Here is a 17,017-nt window from a genome sequence, read left to right on the forward strand (position 1 = left end):
GGATAAAAGATGAAGTGCCGAGAGATTGAGGAAGACCTCTCCGCTTATCTTGCTGAAGAGGCCGATCCAGCCCTCTGCCGATCGATCAAGGCGCACCTGAAGGGGTGTAAAAAGTGTCGGAGCCGTATTGCGGCCTTGAAGGCGGAGAAAGGGGGTCCAAAAAAGGCGAAGGAGGTTGCAATTTCGTCGGAGAAGATTGCCTCTCCCCCGCAGGAGCGCTCCTCCGGCTTTCCATCCACTTCTGGAATGCTCTCCGCTCTGTGGCATCGCCCCGTTGAGATAACCGTGACGATCGTGTTGATCGGCGGGACCCTTTTCCTCTATCAACGGGGAGCGTCCGATCTGAAGGCCGATTTCTCAATGACGGAAAATGGCGCTGCGCGGGCCGCAGAGGCGGTAGCCCTCTCCGCTCCCGCGGAAAACCACGGAGGTACACAGGAGAAGGAAACGCCGATCTCTCCCCCTCCATCATCGCAAACCGCGCCGGCCGATCCGCCGGCCCCTATGCCGATGAAAGTTCACAACGAAACGACCCAACCTCTTTCGAAAGCGGCCCGTCGGCAGGCCGCACTTCCGCGGCCGTCCGAGATCAAACTGCTTCTGATTTCCAGAAATATCAAGGAGGCCGCCGATACGGTAGCCTCTCAGGGAAGGGTGCTCAGCAAAAAAGGAGATGAGATGGAGGCCAAGGTGGTGCTTCTAATTCCCGCCGAACGTTATGAGAGTTTTTCCCAGTCGCTCCAATCGCTTGGACTGGTCAAAGAGATTTCCAAAAAAACTCCTCCCTCCGAGGGATCTTTGAAGGTAGAAGTAATGATTGAATAAGGTGTGTTTGGTCCGTTTCTCCTTCCTAAGATTTGTCTGTTGCAATTCTTCTAAAAAGCATTTTTATTCTTGTTGCTCTCGTCCGAGTAAGAAGGTATTGTTGCCATCGGTTTGAGATCCCTATAAAAATCAACGGCAGAGCATAGATGCGAAGAGTCTGTTTCGTCGGTTTGGTCTTTTATCTCCTTTACCTTGGCGCCGCGACCCTCGGCCCTTTTGATTTTCAGCAGGTCTCACAGCCCCACCGATGGGAAAAGTCGCTCGTTTTTTCGTTCCCCGATATTGCCGTCAACCTCCTCCTTTTTCTTCCACTGGGAGGGTTGCTTTATGGTCTTTCGAACCGTCCGCCCCGTCTCATATTTATTCTTCTTATTTCCGCGGCGATCAGCCTCTTGGTGGAGATGTCGCAGCTCTTTCTTCCAATGCGATTTCCCTCTTACAGCGATTTGATCACCAATACTCTGGGCGGTGGAGCCGGTTTTTTATTGTTCAAGGCATCGGCCGATCGGGGGTGGCTTCGCCGGATAGGGCATCACCGACGCCGTTTTGCGCAGCTTGGGTTTTTGCTCCATGCCGGGCTTCTCCTATTTCTTGCAGGCTTCTCATGGGAAAATTTGGACCGATGGGATCCGGGTGCATTTCTTTGGGTCGGTGTCGATCCGGAAATGGAAGACGGCTGGAAGGGGAAGATTTATCGGCTGGCCGTTTACGATCGGTCTTTTGATCCCGATACGATCCGGCGGCATTACCAGACCGGTATTTCTGCTCCGCCGGAGATCTATCTGCAGCAGAACCCGATTGTGCTCTACCTCTTTGATGAACGAGGAGGGGCCACGCTCCAGGACCACGCCGAAACGCTTCCGCCGCTCGACCTGCGGCTGTTGAATCCGGAGAGGGGGAGATGGCTCTTTCCCTTCGGCTACGAGTTCAATCGGTCTGCTGCATTTATTAGTTCGGAACCGGCGGAAAAGATCCGGCGGAGAATCTCAGACAGAGATCAATTTACCGTAGAAGCCTGGGTTGAGATGGGGCCGCTTCCGTATGAAGAACGGGGCCGGTTGGTCTCTTTAGCGAAGGCGCCGGGCATTGAATACTTCTTACTCCAGCAGGGAGGAATCAATCTCGGGTTTGAAGTCCGAAACCGCCTGAAGGCGGGATTTCCGAACTTAGGAAATATACAAACAACCCAATTGCCCCTCCCGCAAGGGCCATCCCATCTGATTTCGGTCTATAACCGGGGACTAACACGCCTCTACGTGAATGGAGTCCCCGTGGCCGAAGCAATTTTAACCGGCGGCCTTTTTCTCCTGGCAGATTCCCTCGCTTTGAGAACGACGATCGAGAGGGACCGGGGCTTACTTGGATTTCTTCTCTTCCTCCCGGTCGGTTTTTTAGCGGTTCTCTCCGGTCGAAGTCGTTCGACAAGAGGATTCTGCGAGTCTCTCCTCTCCGCATTATCTGTCGCTCTGGTCATCCACCTGCTGCAAGGCCGACATGATCCTGTTTTCTTGGCAGGAAGTTACATTTTTGTTCCAGCCCTTGCCATTCTTTTGGGCACACTTACAGGACAATTCGTTCAGAAGGTGTTAGAAGAATCTTTATAGAGAAGCCGCTCACCTTCAATGTTTTGTAAAAGATTGAGAAAGGAGCGTCCCCCGCGAAACCGTGACCGCCTTTCCGCCGAGCTGTACACGATCTCCGGCCAAACGGACCCGAACGACCCCTCCTCGCGCGGAGGCTTGGTAAGCAAGGAAAGTGTTTTTACCGAGCCGTTCTTTCCAGAAAGGACCGAGGCAACAATGCGCCGACCCCGTCACCGGATCTTCGTTGATGCCGGCCCGCGGCGCGAATGTCCTTGAGACGAAATCAAACCGGTCCGAATCCGACCGGCTCGTTACGATCACCCCGCGGCACGGCACGGTGGCGAGCAGTCCGAAATCGGGCTGAAGTTTTCGCAGGACCTCTTCCGATTCGACTTCAATCAAATAGTCGAAACGATTCTTGCCGATGTATTTCGGCGCCACCCCCAGCGCCTTCCGAAGGGCCGGGGGAAACGGCGCCTCCTTCTCTGGCTCGGCCGGGAGGTCCAGCTCGATCCACCCTCCTTTTTTGTCGGCGGTCAGAAGGCCGCTTTTCGTCTGAAAACGGGCCTGCTCATCCGGCTTCAAAATTCCCCATTCCCAGAGCATGTGGGCGCCGGCGAGCGTGGCATGGCCGCAAAGATCGACTTCGATCGTCGGCGTGAACCAGCGGAGATGAAACAGCGCTCCCTCTTTGAGAAGGAAGGCGGTTTCGGAAAGATTCATCTCCCGGGCGACCTTCTGCATCCAGGCGGCCTCCATCGGCTCGTCGAGAAGACAGACAACCGCGGGATTCCCCGAAAAAGGCTGATCGGTAAAGGCGTCGACTTGGGCGATTGGAATTCCCATTCTGTCCCTGAAAAAGAAAGATCGGCGAAACGTAAGAGGGTGAATCGTCACTATATCCAAGCGATCGGGATCGATCAAGAGAAATATCCGCCCTCCCCGCATCCCGTGAAGTTGCGTATTATCCCATCCTCGGATAAAATAAACGTGATGAAAGAGCCGTCGTTCACAAAAAAACGTATTGGCGATCTTCTCTGCTCTTCCGGACTGATCACCGAGGCCGACCTTCAGATGGCGATCGAGGAGCAGAAACGGACCGGCAAGCGGATGGGGGTCACCCTCATCGAGCTGAAGCTGGTGACCGAGTTTGATATTGCAAATACCCTCGCCAACCAACTCGGCATCCAATACATCTCCCTTGAAAGCACCCCCATCGAGCCGGAGGCGATCGCCATCGTCCCGGAGAATCTGGCGCGCAAATATCACTGTGTCCCGATCAACGTCGATAAAAGGCAACTCTCGGTGGCGATGGTCGATCCCCTCGATTATGAATGCATCAAAGATATCGGCTTCAACACCAACTTGGAAGTAAAACCGCTGATCTCCACCCGAAAAGAGATCATCAAGGCGATCGAGCAGCACTACCATCTGGAGGACTCGGTGGAGAATATCGTCGAAGAGACCACCGATGCCTTCAAGGATTCGTACCTTGAAATTGTCCCGGTCATCTCGCAATCGGAAGTGGCCCCTTCCGAGGATCTCAGGGATAAGAGCCAGATGGCCCCGATTATCCGGCTCTTCAATCTGATTCTTCTTAAGGCGATGAAAGCGCGGGCGAGCGACATCCACATCGATTCGCAGCGGAACAAAGTTTCCGTTCGGTTCAGGGTCGACGGGATTTTGAAGGAGGAGATGAGTCTCCCCAAATGGGTCCAGGGGGCGGTCGTCTCGCGGATCAAGATTCTGGCTTCTCTCGATATCTCCGAGCGCCGACTTCCCCAGGACGGGGCGATCCGTGTCCGGCTGGACAACCGTGATATCGATCTGCGAATCGCCACCCTCCCGACGCAGTATGGGGAGAAGGTGGTGATCCGGATCCTCGACCAATCGGCGATCCCCGTGAACATGGAGACGCTCGGACTGTCCGAGAAGGATTATCAGCAGCTTCTCCAATTCTCCCAGAAGCGGCAAGGCATCCTTCTCGTTTCAGGCCCGACGGGAAGCGGGAAGACGTCAACACTTTATTCCTTCATCAATCAGATCCGCTCCGAAGAGATCAACATCATGACGGTGGAAGATCCGATCGAGTACAACATCGAGGGATTGAATCAAATCCAGGTAAAACCCGATATCGGACTCACCTTCGCCAACTGTCTCCGATCGATCCTCCGACAAGATCCGAATGTGATTATGGTCGGAGAGATCCGGGATCTGGAGACCGCGGAGATCGCTTTCCGGGCGGCGATGACGGGTCATTTTGTGATCAGCACCATCCATACCAACGACGCAATTGCGACCATCGTCCGGCTGCTCGATATGGGAATTCCGAGATACATCATCGCCAACACGCTGGTGGGGATCGTGGCCCAACGGCTCGTCAGAAAGATCTGCTTAAAATGCAAGGAGACGGCGCCGGTTTCCGAGGAGGGGATTCGGAAATTGAGCAAGCGGGCCTCCCCGTTGAGCCCTTCCGATTCCTATCGGGGGAAAGGCTGCGCCCAGTGCAATTTCACCGGATTCCGAGGTCGGACCGGAATTTTTGAAGTCCTTCCCTTCAGCACCAAAATCCGGGAGATGATCGCCTCGGGCGGAGCGGAAGAAGAGATCCGTTGGGCCATCGAGGGGCAGGGGGTCACGACGATGGGAGAGGACGGGCTGACCAAGGTCAAGCAAGGGGTGACCACGCTGGAGGAGGTCCTCCGTGTGATCGAAGTGGAAGAGGAGATTCGTATTCTGTGCCCCGGGTGCCAAAAGGCGATCCATCTCGATTTCGTGATCTGCCCTCATTGCCGGCATGAGATTCAATCAAACTGTTCTTGTTGCAAGAGACACCTGAAAGCCGACTGGTTGGTCTGCCCCTATTGTAAGAAAGAGAGATAATCCCAGGTTTCCATCTGAAAAAATAGACCCGTCGACAGCGGGTCTATTTTTTTGCCTTGAGGTGGAATGGATGTTCGTCGGAATTATACGGCCCGCTCGATCTCCGCTGTGAGCTCGATTTGCCGGAGGATCACGGCAACATGCTCGCAACGTTCGAGTGGGCCGGTAAAGCAGACCGCGCGCCCTTTGAGATGGGCCTCCAGCGTGATCTCGGCGGCCCGCTCCAGCGAGACGCCGGTCGCCTTTTGGACCTGGAGGATGACTTCATCGAAGCCATGAAAGTCATCATTGTAAAGAATGACATTCCAGGGAAGATCGACCTGCGTCGCCTCCTCCGAGATGGTTTCGACTTCGGGAAGATCGAGAACTTCCGTGCCCATAGCTAACCCTTTGCGATGAGCTGCGCCCGGATCGCCTCCCAATCGGTGAGCGGCTGAGAACAGGTAAAGTGGTGGCAAATGTAGACGGTCGGTTTTCCGTCGATCATCTTCTTCCCTTTGACCGGATCGGGGAGGGGAGTCTCCTGCGGTTGACCGGGGTCGACGCGAAAGAGAACCTTGTTCGGAAGGTAAAGCCGCTGAATGCCGGCGAGAAGGCGCTCCGTCTCGGGAGATTTTGGGTCTCCGATGACGACGATCTCCTTCGGTTTTCGCAGGTAGAAGTCGGCAACGGCGATCATGTTGCCGGTGGCAAAGACGTTTTCTTCCATCGCTTCGGAGAAAAATTGGAGGGTCTTTTCTGCTTTGTCAAAATAAGAGGCCTCCCCGGCCAGGTAGAAGAGCCGGAGAAGACTTTGCGCGGCGACGGCATTTCCGGATGGGATCGATTGGTCGGCCGACGATTTGTACCGGGCAATCAGCGATTCGTGATCTTTCGAGGTAAAAAAGAACCCCCCCTGAGCGTCATCCCAGAACTGGTCGATCAAGCGGGTGGTCAGACCCCGGGCCCGATCGAGATATGTTGCATCGGAGGTTGCCTCATATAGGTCGAGTAAGGCATCGACGGTGAAGGTATAATCGTCGAGATAACCGTTGAGCTTGGCGACCCCTTCTTTGAAAGTGCGAAGCAATCGCCCTTCTTGGTAGAGGCGGGTCCAGAGAAAATCGGCCCCCTTCTGAGCGGCGGCCAGGTAACGCTCATTTCGGGTGACATTGTATCCATTCACAAAGGCGCCGATCATCAGGCCGTTCCAACTCGTCAGCACCTTCTCATCCCGAAACGGTTTGATCCTTCTCTCCCGTTCCAGGAAGAGCTTTTTCTTCGCCTCGCCGACGATCCGCTCCATCTCCTCCGTCGTTTTCCCCATTTCCCTGGCAAGATTGTCGAGCGGTTGTCGGACGTGGAGGATGTTTTTCCCCTCGAAGTTGCCCGCATCCGTGACACCGTAGTGCCGGCAGATCAACGCACCTATTTCCTCTCCGACGACCGCTTTGATCTCCTGCGGGGTCCAGACGAAGAACTTCCCTTCTTCTCCTTCGCTGTCGGCATCTTGTGTGGAGTAGAATCCGCCGAGGGGGTCGGTCATCTCGCGGAGGACATATTCGAGAATCTCCTCGCCGATTTTCATATAGAACGCTTGGCCGGTTGCCTGGTATGTCGCGAAATAGAGACGGGCGAGCTGAGCATTATCATAGAGCATCTTCTCGAAGTGGGGGACCAACCAGTGATCATCGGTGGAGTAGCGATGGAATCCGCCGCCGAGCTGATCGTAGATTCCTCCCCAGGTCATTTTCCCGAGGGTATAGGTGACCATCGTCAAATAGGTTTCTTCGCCGTTTTGTTGGTAGTATCGCAGGAAGAGGTTCAGCGCCGGTGTGCTGGGGAACTTCGGGGCGCCGCCGAATCCGCCCTGTTTGGTGTCGAAAATCCGGCCGAGGCTCTCCGCCGCTCCTTCCAAAAGATGAGGGTCGATCTCTCGTTTTGCGGGGGCGGCTTTGCCTCCCGACATTTCCCCCAGTGCCGTCCTGACCTGCTCCGCCGTCTTCACGATCTCGTCTTGTTTTTCGCGGTAGGTGTTCGTGACAATTTCCAGCAGCTTGGAGAAAGCGGGGAGACCGTAGCGGTCCTCCGGGGGGAAATAGGTCCCGCCGTAAAAGGGGACCTTCTCGGGGGTGAGAAACATCGTCAACGGCCATCCCCCGCCGCGCCGGATGAAGAGCTGAACGGCATTCTGATAAATCTGGTCGAGATCGGGCCGCTCCTCGCGATCGACTTTGATGTTGACGAAGTGCTCGTTCATGAGTTGCGCGGTCTCTTCATCCTCGAACGATTCGTGTTCCATCACGTGGCACCAGTGGCAGGCGGAGTAACCGATGGAGAGGAGGATCGGCTTGTTTTCATTTTTGGCCTTTTCAAGGGCCTCTTCCCCCCAGGGGTGCCAATCGACCGGATTGTGGGCATGCTGGAGAAGATAAGGGCTGGTCTCGTGAATGAGGCGATTGGTGTGCTTCGGCTGCTCCATCGGTTCCGTCCTTTTCTCTTAGGATTGAAGTCTCTTGGGTCATCTTAAATCGTCCGGGATCGGTTTGTAAATACGGAAATTGACAACGATCCGGGCCGCCGAAGTAATCCACCAGAGGGATAATGCAGTGGGGGGCTTCCTTGACAGGTTTCCAAACCTCGTCTACCTTTTACTCTAATTATTCTAAAACACGGAGGGACCGATGGACCACTCTGAAATCGAAGGGGAAACGCAGATCGGCACGTTTGGGGATATCGATCCTCTCAAGGCGGCTCCGGGAAAGGCGACGGTTGAAAAGAAAGCCAAGCCGACGAAAACGAGCCGACGGTCCTATCAGCCGGTATTGATCTCCGTTCTGATGGTTGCCTTAGCGGGCCTCGGCGGTTTGAATTATTTCAAGCTTCAAGAAGAGATTCAGGGGATGCATTCGGTCATCCAGGGACTTCGAACGGAGACGGCGGCCAGTGATCGGACCGTCGCCATGTTGACGGAGGAAGCGAAAGGCCGCGAAGATTTCCTCCAGCAAACGCGTGCGGAGACCAACCAATTGAAGGGGCAGATCGAGTCGATGCGGCTGGCCCTGATGGAAAGGGACGGCCAAATCGCCCGGCTTCAGCAGACGGCCCAGTTCGGCGCCAAGCTGCCGAAGAAGACGCGCGAATTACAGTCGCAGCTCGTTCAAAAACAGCTCGAAAACGCCTCCCTCCAGAATGCGATGACCAATCAAACGGAATGGCTCCGGCTCCTTTCATCGCCGACGGCCGAGCTTGTCCGGATGACCGGATCGAAAGAGGCCGGAGGGGCGGGAGGGCTCCTTTTGTTCGATCCTCAGACACAGACGGCGGCCTTCTACGGCTTTGACCTGCAGAAGCTGCCGGCGGGGAAGATCTACCAGCTTTGGACCATCGGAGCGGCTCCGGTGAGCGCCGGGATGTTCCAACCCTCCAAAGACCGGACAGCGGTGATGAAGGTCCCAAAGATCATCAACCTGGAAGGGCTGAAGGCGTTTTCCGTCACGATCGAGCCGGCGGGAGGAAAACCTAAACCGACCGGGCCGGTCTATCTGAAGGGAGAGTTTGCGGGAGTCTCACCGTCTTAATTTCAAAGAGACTTGTAAGAAATCACAAGAGATGTCCGAGATCGCGAGCGGTCGAGGACCTCTTCTATTTGGTTCTGTCTGTTATAAAATGTCGGCCGGACCGTTCGCGAAGGGCGAGGGCTTTTTGGACGGCCGATTCGATCGCGCTCTTCTTTCCCATCCCGCCGATGAACTGAACGAACTTCCCCTTTGAAAAAAGGGCGAGCGCCGGCAGGCTGGAGATCTCGTACTCGGCGGGGATTTGGTAGTTTTCCGTGACGTCCATTTTGTAAATGGCGATTTCATCCCCTCTTTCCTCCGAGAGCCGATCGAGCTCATATAATAACGCTCTGCAATTTCGACAGGTCGGGGACCAAAATTCCACCAAAACCGGCGTCGGGCTGTTCTCGATGATTCGATCGAAAGAATGGTCGGTCGCTTCAGGAATCATTTTTCTCCGCCGATACAGTAGGAACAACAATAAGTAGAAATTAACATTTTGCGATGTTATACTTCAAGCGTTTCGTCATTTACGTCAGGCGACAAAATTTTCAAAGAGGTGATATGGGTTCGATCAAGATCATTGGAATGAACGAAATGAATGCGATTTTCAGCGTGACCGACCGACTCGGCATCTCGCGAGAAGCGATTGTCGTCCCGCTCGGCCCGGCCTCCCCGGGGCGGGTCCGCCGACTTCTCAATGGAAAGTTCGAGATCACCGTCGACGCCGATCAGCCGATCGAGGCCTGGCTGCCGGCGATGGAGAAAGATCTCGCCGCCCTGCTCGAATCTTAAGCCTTTCCAGCGGTCGTTAGCCGCCCATTCCCGCCGGATTTAATTTTGACTGAAAATACTTCTCTCCGGTCGAGGTCAGATACCAGCTTTTCATCCCCCGCTGTTTCTGATTTCCTTCCGCCAGCCAGCCGTTTCGCGCGCAGCCGGCCAAGACATCGGAGAGGTTCTTCGGCTTCTCGGCGCGGCATTTTGAAAGAGATTCCGCGATATCCTGAATCGTAAACGATTGGACCTTTTCGCCGTGAAGGAGATGATAGGCGATCGTGATCACGGCATCGGTATAGGCCTTGGGGTGCACCGCCGAGAAGAACTCGTTGATCGGAGGAAATGATTTCGGCGGCAGATCCGGGCGCTGAACACGTTTTAATTCCGGCGCGATCCCTTCTCGAAACAATTCTTTTAGAATCACCTGAAAGGCAATCCCGCGATACGGCTCATCCAATCCTTGAACGCAGTCGAGCGCTTGCTGGACGCGCTCCTTGATCAGATCGTTTTCCACGGCTCGTCCTCTCTCTAGAAGTTCAAGCCATTATATCGAAAATAAAAGCAGAAAGAAACCAACAATACTAGTTTTCTCTAGTTTTCCAGCCGAGTCGTCTACTCCTTTAAGCGTATTCGGGCCGATTTACTCCTTTTGGATTAGACACGGCGACGGAATTGACCCGCGGGATTCAATCATTCTAGGATGAAACTAGGATGAAAAAGAACCCGCTTTCAGTTTATCAACAGAAGAGGAACTTTAATAAAACGCCGGAACCGAGCGGCGTCCGAATACCCCCGCGTCCTTTTTCCATCGGGAATCGCTTCTCGATTCAAGAGCACCATGCGCGGCGGCTCCACTATGATCTCCGTCTGGAAATGGATGGGGTCCTCAAGTCGTGGGCCATCCCGAAGGGGCTTCCCGCGTCGGAGGAGGAGCGGCGTCTGGCGGTCCGAACGGAGGACCATCCGCTCGACTATCTCGACTTCGAGGGGGTGATTCCGGAAGGAAATTACGGCGCCGGAGAGGTCTTTCTTTGGGAGATCGGCACCTATCAAGTTGTCTCCGGCGATCTGGAGAAAGGAAAGCTGACGTTCGTCGTGTCGGGCCGCCGGCATCATGGCCGATACACGCTGGTCCGAACGGATCGGAAAGGGGAGAAGGAAGCCTGGCTGATCATGAAGAGCGGGTCGTCCCTTCCCGAGGGGAATGATCCCATTCCCTCTCCCTTTGCTCCGATGCGCGCCGCGCTCGGTGAGAAGCCGTTTGTCGATCCCGATTGGGTTTTTGAGGAGAAGTGGGACGGGGTTCGCGCCCTGGTGAGATTGGTTCGGGAGGGAGAATCGGTTCGGATCGATCTCTGGGGGAGAAATCTCTCCCGGTTCGATTCGCAGTATCCGGAGGTGGTCGAACAGTTGTGTCAGCTGATGGAAGCCAACCGGTCGATCCGATCGCTGATTCTGGACGGAGAGGTGGTGGCGTTGGACGAAAAAGGAAAGCCCTCTTTCCAGCTCCTTCAGCATCGGATGCATCTGACCGATTCAGAGGAGATCGGGGTGGTGCGAAAGGACGTTCCGGCGACGTATCTTCTTTTCGACCTGCTTTATATGAACGGCAAGTCATTGATGACGGCTCCTCTCATCTACCGGCGCGAGCTGCTCGCTTCTCTCTCCTTGCCTCATGGAACGCTTCGGTTGAGTCCTCTTTATGAAGATGGAATCGCTCTTTTTGAGCGTCTTCGCGCGGAGGGAGGAGAGGGGATCGTCGCCAAACGAAAAGACTCGGTCTATTCTCCAGGGAGACGGAGCCGAGAGTGGATCAAGCTCAAACTGGTTCAGGAGCTCGATTGTGTCGTGGCGGGATGGACGGAGGGGAGGGGGAACCGGTCGCATACGATCGGAGCGCTCCTTCTGGGTCTCTACGAAGGGGAGGCGCTCCACTATATCTCGCACACCGGAAGCGGCTTCGATGCGGAAATGCTGCGGCAGGTCGAAAAAGAGCTCCGGCCGCTTGAAATCGACCAATGTCCCTTTTCAACCCGGCCGAAGACCAATGCCCGCGCCCATTGGGTGACGCCGCGTCTGGTGGCGCGGGTGAAGTTCACCCACTGGACCCAAGACCGCCACCTTCGCGCGCCGATCCTGCTGGGGCTCCGGGACGATATCGCGCCGAAGGAGTGCCGGTTTGAGCCGCGCGTGAATCCGGAGGAGGTCGTCCCGCAGAAAAAAGAAAAAAAGGAGATCTGGATCGGTGAGCGCGTCGCCGTTCAATTCGAGGGGAATCGGCTGGAGTTGGGCCATTTGAACAAACAATTCTGGCCGAAGCGTGGATATACCAAGGCCCATCTGATCGACTATTACTCGAAGGTCGCCCCCTTCGTCCTCCCTCATTTACAGGATCGTCCGTTGACGTTAATTCGCTTTCCGGAGGGGATCGAGGGGGAGTCGTTTTATCAGAAGGATTGGAAGGAAGCGGCTCCCCACTGGGTCCACCGGGTGACGATTGAAACCGAGGAGGAAACGCATCGAAGGATGATCGTCTGCAACAATGCCTCCACCCTGGTCTGGCTCGCCAACCTCGGGAATATCGAGCTGCATCCCTCGTATAGCCGCGTCGATCCGGAAGGGTCTCTCGCCCCCCCCGATTTTATCGTTTTCGACATCGACCCTCCGAAGCGCGAAGGGAAAGAAGGGGTGGATTGGAAACGATTCGAGCAGGGAGCGGAGGTCGCCCTTTGGCTGAATCGCCAGTTGGGGGAGTTGGGGATACAGTCGCATGTAAAGACGACAGGGAAATCGGGTCTCCATGTTTTTGTGCCGATCATTCCGATCTACAGCTACACCCAGACCCGCCGGTTCGCGCGCGCCATGGCCGAGCAGCTTCAGGCCGAGCATCCGAAGCAGATCACAACCGCCTGGCAGAAGGAGCAACGGGGAAAGAAGGTGTTGATCGATTTTAATCAGAATGCGGCGGGGAAAACGCTTGCTTCCATCTATTCGCTTCGCGCGGTGCCGGAGGCGACCGTTTCCTTCCCGATCAAATGGGAAGCGCTCCGGCGCGTCTCTCCCCTTGATTATACGATGGAGTCGGTCCCCGATTTGCTGACAAAATCGGGCGACCTCTGGGAGGGAATCCTCAAATCGGCGCAAGATCCGATGGAGGCTCTAAAGAAGCTCCAATAAGCAAGGAGAATCACAATGGCATTTCGCTCATTTTGGAAGGGTTCGATTACATTCGGACTGGTGAACATTCCCGTCCGGCTTTACACCGCCACGGAAGATCGTCCGTTGAAATTCCACTATCTCCACAAAGAATGTAACTCCCGGATTCAATATCGTAAATATTGCCCGAACTGCAAGAGGGAGATCGCACAGGAAGAGATCATCCGAGGTTATCCATACTCGAAGGAACAGTTTGTCCTGCTGGATGAAAAAGATTTTGAGAAAGCGGCCGAACAACTGGAGAGAACGATCGAGATTCTCAACTTCGTCCACATTCAGGAAATTGATCCGGTCTATTACGATCGGGCCTATTACGCCGTCCCCGAAGAGGGAAGTGCGAAAGCCTATACGCTCCTCCGCGAGGCGATGAAAAAGATGAATCTCGCCGCGGTCGGCCGGATCGCCCTCCGGCAGAAGGGACATCTGGCCCTCCTGCGGCCGATCGAAAACGCCATCGGATTGGAGACCCTTTATTACCCTGAATCGGTCCGGACGGTGGACACCCTTTCAAAAGAGCTTCCGAAAAAAATTGAGTTGAAGCCGAAGGAGCTGGAGATGGCGGTTGAATTGATGAAGCAATTGTCCGCCCCGTTTGATCCGGAGGCGTATCACGACACCCATCGCGAACAGCTGCTTGAGATCATTCATAACAAGATCGAGGGGAGGGAGGTGACGATCTCGAAGCAGGCCGAGGCCCCGCTCATCGATTTGGCCGAGGCGCTCAAGGCGAGCCTGAAACGGACGAGAGAAAAAGCAAAAGGGAGAAAGAAAACGGAGTTACCGCAGGCGGGATAGGAACAGATTGAGAAGATTGTATCCAAGGACGGTTTTCGGTACCATGGAAGTATAGAAGGGGCGGCGGCTCAAGCGTCGTGCTCTCATGAACAACAGAAGGGGTGGGAGATGCCGGCTCGGAATCCCGATCTGCACGGTAATGTTCCAGACAAGGCGGACGTCGCCTTGCTGTTGATCGACGTGATCAACGACATGGAGTTTAAAGAGGGACGGTCTCTTCTTAAGCGGGCCTTGCGGGTCGCCGACAAAATCGCGCAGCTGAAGAGGCGGGCAAAACGGGCGGATGTTCCGGTCGTTTACGTCAACGACAACTTCGGAAAGTGGCGGTCGGACTTCAAAAGGCTGGTGGCCCACTGTCTCGACGACGACGTTTGCGGGAGGCCTCTGGTGCAGAAGTTAAAGCCGGAGCCGGACGATTATTTTGTATTAAAGCCGAAGAACTCGGGTTTCTACTCGACGACCCTCGACGTCCTTCTCAATTATCTCAATGTGAAAACCTTGATTCTCACCGGCATCACGGGAGACAACTGCGTCCTTTTTACGGCGAACGATGCCTATCTTCGCGATTATTATCTGATCATTCCCTCCGACTGCGTGACCTCCCACACCGAAACTGAAAACCGGCAGGCGCTTCGAATGATGAAGCGCCTGCTGAAAGCGGATATCCGGCCTTCAAACAAAATCCGCTTCCCTCATGCCGCTTGGGCCCGAAGTGGCGAAGAGCAGCGAAAATTGGCATGAGGACGGTCCTCATTGTCTGCGTGTCTCATTGCCATGGAAATTGATTTATTATTTAAATGAGAATAGAATATGCAACGACGCTCGTCCGGTATGGGTCGCTTGATCGTTCGGAGAGATCGACATGGAGAAAAGCGGATTCTCTGATTTTCTAGAACCGCCCCTTTCTCGGAGGGCTGTTCTCCTTCTCCTGATCTTTTTTCTCACGGTTGTCCTCCCGTCGGATTCGGACGGCCAGTCCGCTGTTCAGCCGTCCTCTCCTCCGCTTCAAAAAGAAACCTCCAAAGACATTTATTTCAAATCGGACGGGGTGATCTCCGGCCCACCCGCGCCACGCCTAAAGCAAACCGATTATCTCTACTTCATACCGCTTCCGCAGTTCGGAGGAAATCGGATCCTCGTCTGGATGATGGCCCAGATCCATCTCTATTTCGGCGCATTTACATTAGGCACGTTATTTTTGGTGATGATCTTTGAGCTGAGAGGAATTTGCTCGCGACAAAATGAGACCCGGCAGAAGTATGATCGGATGGCCCACGAAATGCTCCGAGCCGTTTTGTTGGCGCTCTCCCTGACTGCGATCACCGGAGGGCTCTTTTTGTTTGGTCTGTTGGCGTTCTATCCGGAGCTTCTCAGATATTTGGCGACGGTCTTTCGACCACTTCTCCTGATCTATGCGCTTCTCTTCATCCTTCTCAGCGGTACGACCGCCCTTTATGAATATGCATGGCACCAAATGCAATCGGGGATTGCGAAGTGGGGCCACTTTTTCATTGGAATTCTAATCAACATATTCGGTTTAATTCTCTTGCTTGTCGCGAATGGCTGGAGCAGTTTTATGAGTTCTCCTTCCGGGGTCGATGAGGCGGGCCGCTTTCTGGGGAACAGCTGGAATGTTCTGAACAATCCATTATGGATAACGTCCAGTGTGCATCGTTTCTTCGGAAATATCGTATTGGGCGCTGCTGTGATAACGGCCTATGCGGCGGTCAAGTCCCTGGCATCGACGTCGGTCGAACATCGAAGCTGGTATGAATGGATGAGCCATGTTTCCCTACTGGCAATGATCGCCGCCCTCTGCACCCTTCCGGCGGGAGGGTACTGGATGATGCGGGCGACGTATGGCTATCGGCAGCAGATGGGGATTACCCTTCTCGGGGGATTGTTGGCATGGGTTGGGATGCTTCTTGTCATTTTACTGGGGGGCCTCTTTATCGCGATCAACTACTATCTCTGGCTGCGGATCGATTCGACCGGAGAGCGCCGATTCAATAGACAAGCAAAGTACCTGCTTCTTATCCTAGGGGTCTGCTTTCTTATTTACGTCACGCCGCATACCCTTGTCATGACCCCGGCGGAGTTGAAGGCGATGGGAGGGGCGCAGCACCCGGTCACCGGCAATTATGGAGTGGAGTCGTCGAAACAGCCCGCCGTCAACATCATGATCATTGTAACAATCTGGTCTCTCCTTTCGTTTTGGAGATCACGCTCTCGGAGATCGAAGCCGAGAGCAGCGGAGATCGCTTTGATCACCCTCTTTGCAGCTGGGGTGGCCAACATCGTCGTACTTGGAACGTACGGGTATTTTATTCCCGCGAATGCGCGAATCGGTCTCCAGATTCCAATGGTCATGACAACATTGAGCATCGCTTTGTTCGGATCGATTCTCAGCCATGCCATGGTCAGAAAGGAAGAGAAGATCGACCGGCCGATCTGGGGCCGTCTTCCCAACAGGGGGCATTACGCCCTCCTTTTTATCGCGGTCACGGTCACATGGATCATGGGAGTCGGAGGGTATCGGAGATCGGCGGTGAGACTCCACTGGCATATCAATGAAATTTTGCGCGATTCTTCCCCTTGGGCCTTCACGCCGCCCTTGGCTCAGGTTGGCTTGGTGATCACGGCAAACGTCCTCCTTTTCTGGAGCGCGCTCCTTGTTCTCTTTTGGTTAGTCGGTCTCAAGAGGAATTCTCAGTCCGAGAATCAAAAAGAGGACAAAATAAAGTTAGGGCAAGAGTTCGCCGAAATGCCGGAGTGATGGGAAGTTTTTGGAATCGTCGCGGGGGACCCGGCTGCTGGCGTGGGTTTTAAAGAAGAGATACTTGATCCCGAAGGCGTGCGCGGCGAGAAGGACCTCTTCGTTGTCGTCGATAAAGAGCGATCGTTCCTTATCGAATTGGAGCACCCTCTGGGCGCCTCTCCAGAAATGGACCTCTTCCTTCGGTAAGCCGATGTCGCTGGAGCAGAGGATCACATCAAAGTAGGGGGTCAGGATCGTCTGGCCGAGCTTGATTTGAACCGTTCTGGGGTGCGCGTTGGTCACCAGGGCGATCTGCTTCTCCTCCTGCTTGAGAAAATGGAGGAACGGCTCCACGCCGGGATGAACCTGAACCCGGCTGCAGATGCTCTCCTTCAGCGCCACGATGTCGATGCCGAGCCGCCGCGACCAGTATTCGATGTCGGTCCAGTTCAGCGTTTTCTCCTCCGCGCGATAAGCGGCGAGCAGTTGGCGTTTGGCCTCATCGAGAGGAATCTTTTTTAACTCCGAAAATTTCTCCGGGATCAACTCTTCCCAGAAGTAATCATCGAAATGTTTGTCGAGGAGGGTTCCGTCCATGTCGAGCAGGACGGAATCGATCTGGTTCCATTCGATCATCC

15 protein-coding genes are annotated in these 17,017 nt (G+C 54.7%); 9 read left to right on the forward strand and 6 right to left on the reverse strand.

Features of this window, described 5'->3' with window-relative positions; all coding sequences use genetic code 11:
- The first annotated feature begins 9 nt into the window (after positions 1-9).
- Together MNODULE_RS15260 and MNODULE_RS15265 are read left to right on the forward strand one after the other, a co-directional pair.
- On the forward strand, positions 10-825 hold the full coding sequence (locus MNODULE_RS15260; RefSeq protein WP_168061421.1) for an anti-sigma factor family protein: 816 nt from the start codon (positions 10-12) through the stop codon (positions 823-825).
- 146 nt (positions 826-971) lie between these two features.
- The gene (locus MNODULE_RS15265; RefSeq protein ID WP_168061423.1) at positions 972-2,429 is read left to right on the forward strand and encodes a VanZ family protein; all 1,458 of its coding nucleotides are present in this window, start codon (positions 972-974) and stop codon (positions 2,427-2,429) included.
- A gap of 15 nt (positions 2,430-2,444) precedes the next feature.
- Here MNODULE_RS15265 and MNODULE_RS15270 read toward each other — a convergent pair whose 3' ends face one another.
- On the reverse strand, positions 2,445-3,254 hold the full coding sequence (locus MNODULE_RS15270) for a PhzF family phenazine biosynthesis protein (RefSeq protein ID WP_168061425.1): 810 nt from the start codon (positions 3,252-3,254) through the stop codon (positions 2,445-2,447).
- Positions 3,255-3,293: 39 nt separating this feature from the next.
- On the opposite strand from MNODULE_RS15270, the gene MNODULE_RS15275 reads away from it, so the two are divergent.
- Positions 3,294-5,291 (forward strand): ATPase, T2SS/T4P/T4SS family, encoded by a 1,998-nt coding sequence (locus tag MNODULE_RS15275; protein WP_168061427.1) that lies wholly within the window; start codon positions 3,294-3,296, stop codon positions 5,289-5,291.
- A gap of 83 nt (positions 5,292-5,374) precedes the next feature.
- On the opposite strand, the gene MNODULE_RS15280 is transcribed toward MNODULE_RS15275, so the two are convergent.
- Both MNODULE_RS15280 and MNODULE_RS15285 read right to left on the reverse strand, forming a co-directional pair.
- Positions 5,375-5,671 carry an ATP-dependent Clp protease adaptor ClpS gene (locus tag MNODULE_RS15280; protein WP_168061429.1) on the reverse strand — a complete coding sequence of 99 codons (297 nt, stop codon included), beginning with the start codon at positions 5,669-5,671 and terminating at the stop codon, positions 5,375-5,377.
- Positions 5,672-5,673: 2 nt separating this feature from the next.
- Positions 5,674-7,752, reverse strand: coding sequence for a thioredoxin domain-containing protein (locus MNODULE_RS15285; RefSeq protein WP_168061431.1), 2,079 nt, complete (start codon positions 7,750-7,752; stop codon positions 5,674-5,676).
- Between the two features lie 202 nt (positions 7,753-7,954).
- On the opposite strand from MNODULE_RS15285, the gene MNODULE_RS15290 reads away from it, so the two are divergent.
- Positions 7,955-8,851: an anti-sigma factor domain-containing protein gene (locus tag MNODULE_RS15290; protein WP_168061433.1), complete on the forward strand. Its 897-nt coding sequence runs from the start codon at positions 7,955-7,957 to the stop codon at positions 8,849-8,851.
- A gap of 64 nt (positions 8,852-8,915) precedes the next feature.
- Here the strand turns inward: MNODULE_RS15290 and MNODULE_RS15295 are convergent, their stop codons facing one another.
- A complete protein-coding gene (locus tag MNODULE_RS15295) occupies positions 8,916-9,281 on the reverse strand; it encodes a thioredoxin family protein (protein ID WP_168061435.1) in 366 nt (121 codons plus the stop codon).
- A 113-nt stretch (positions 9,282-9,394) separates the two neighbouring features.
- Here MNODULE_RS15295 and MNODULE_RS15300 point away from each other — a divergent pair, with 113 nt between their 5' ends.
- The gene (locus MNODULE_RS15300) at positions 9,395-9,625 is read left to right on the forward strand and encodes a hypothetical protein (protein WP_168061437.1); all 231 of its coding nucleotides are present in this window, start codon (positions 9,395-9,397) and stop codon (positions 9,623-9,625) included.
- A 16-nt stretch (positions 9,626-9,641) separates the two neighbouring features.
- On the opposite strand, the gene MNODULE_RS15305 is transcribed toward MNODULE_RS15300, so the two are convergent.
- Entirely contained in the window at positions 9,642-10,124 is a 483-nt protein-coding gene (locus MNODULE_RS15305) for a hypothetical protein (protein ID WP_168061439.1), read from the reverse strand.
- A gap of 197 nt (positions 10,125-10,321) precedes the next feature.
- Between MNODULE_RS15305 and ligD the strand changes: the two genes are divergently transcribed.
- The 4 genes from ligD (at position 10,322) to MNODULE_RS15325 (ending at position 16,397) form a co-directional block, all read left to right on the forward strand.
- Complete coding sequence (gene ligD / locus MNODULE_RS15310) at positions 10,322-12,787, forward strand: DNA ligase D (RefSeq protein WP_168061441.1); 2,466 nt, start codon at positions 10,322-10,324, stop codon at positions 12,785-12,787.
- Positions 12,788-12,802: 15 nt separating this feature from the next.
- The gene (ku, locus tag MNODULE_RS15315; protein WP_168061443.1) at positions 12,803-13,621 is read left to right on the forward strand and encodes a non-homologous end joining protein Ku; all 819 of its coding nucleotides are present in this window, start codon (positions 12,803-12,805) and stop codon (positions 13,619-13,621) included.
- Positions 13,622-13,729: 108 nt separating this feature from the next.
- Positions 13,730-14,362 carry a cysteine hydrolase family protein gene (locus MNODULE_RS15320; protein ID WP_168061445.1) on the forward strand — a complete coding sequence of 211 codons (633 nt, stop codon included), beginning with the start codon at positions 13,730-13,732 and terminating at the stop codon, positions 14,360-14,362.
- Between the two features lie 121 nt (positions 14,363-14,483).
- On the forward strand, positions 14,484-16,397 hold the full coding sequence (locus MNODULE_RS15325; protein WP_168061447.1) for a cytochrome ubiquinol oxidase subunit I: 1,914 nt from the start codon (positions 14,484-14,486) through the stop codon (positions 16,395-16,397).
- Here the strand turns inward: MNODULE_RS15325 and yrfG are convergent.
- Positions 16,365-17,015, reverse strand: coding sequence for a GMP/IMP nucleotidase (yrfG, locus tag MNODULE_RS15330; RefSeq protein WP_168061449.1), 651 nt, complete (start codon positions 17,013-17,015; stop codon positions 16,365-16,367). The genes MNODULE_RS15325 and yrfG overlap by 33 nt on opposite strands.
- Positions 17,016-17,017 lie beyond the last annotated feature (2 nt).

The sequence above is a fragment of the Candidatus Manganitrophus noduliformans genome (assembly GCF_012184425.1).
Taxonomy (GTDB): Bacteria; Nitrospirota; Nitrospiria; order SBBL01; family Manganitrophaceae; genus Manganitrophus; species Manganitrophus noduliformans.

Excerpts from the sequence above, each read along its gene's own strand:
- MNODULE_RS15260 (WP_168061421.1), top strand. The coding sequence starts at position 10 with ATGAAGTGCCGAGAGATTGAGGAAGACCTCTCCGCTTATCTTGCTGAA.
- MNODULE_RS15265 (WP_168061423.1), top strand. The coding sequence starts at position 972 with ATGCGAAGAGTCTGTTTCGTCGGTTTGGTCTTTTATCTCCTTTACCTT.
- MNODULE_RS15270 (WP_168061425.1), bottom strand. The coding sequence starts at position 3,254 with ATGGGAATTCCAATCGCCCAAGTCGACGCCTTTACCGATCAGCCTTTT.
- MNODULE_RS15280 (WP_168061429.1), bottom strand. The coding sequence starts at position 5,671 with ATGGGCACGGAAGTTCTCGATCTTCCCGAAGTCGAAACCATCTCGGAG.
- MNODULE_RS15285 (WP_168061431.1), bottom strand. The coding sequence starts at position 7,752 with ATGGAGCAGCCGAAGCACACCAATCGCCTCATTCACGAGACCAGCCCT.
- MNODULE_RS15290 (WP_168061433.1), top strand. The coding sequence starts at position 7,955 with ATGGACCACTCTGAAATCGAAGGGGAAACGCAGATCGGCACGTTTGGG.
- MNODULE_RS15295 (WP_168061435.1), bottom strand. The coding sequence starts at position 9,281 with ATGATTCCTGAAGCGACCGACCATTCTTTCGATCGAATCATCGAGAAC.
- MNODULE_RS15300 (WP_168061437.1), top strand. The coding sequence starts at position 9,395 with ATGGGTTCGATCAAGATCATTGGAATGAACGAAATGAATGCGATTTTC.
- ligD (WP_168061441.1), top strand. The coding sequence starts at position 10,322 with ATGAAAAAGAACCCGCTTTCAGTTTATCAACAGAAGAGGAACTTTAAT.
- ku (WP_168061443.1), top strand. The coding sequence starts at position 12,803 with ATGGCATTTCGCTCATTTTGGAAGGGTTCGATTACATTCGGACTGGTG.
- MNODULE_RS15320 (WP_168061445.1), top strand. The coding sequence starts at position 13,730 with ATGCCGGCTCGGAATCCCGATCTGCACGGTAATGTTCCAGACAAGGCG.
- MNODULE_RS15325 (WP_168061447.1), top strand. The coding sequence starts at position 14,484 with ATGGAGAAAAGCGGATTCTCTGATTTTCTAGAACCGCCCCTTTCTCGG.
- yrfG (WP_168061449.1), bottom strand. The coding sequence starts at position 17,015 with ATGATCGAATGGAACCAGATCGATTCCGTCCTGCTCGACATGGACGGA.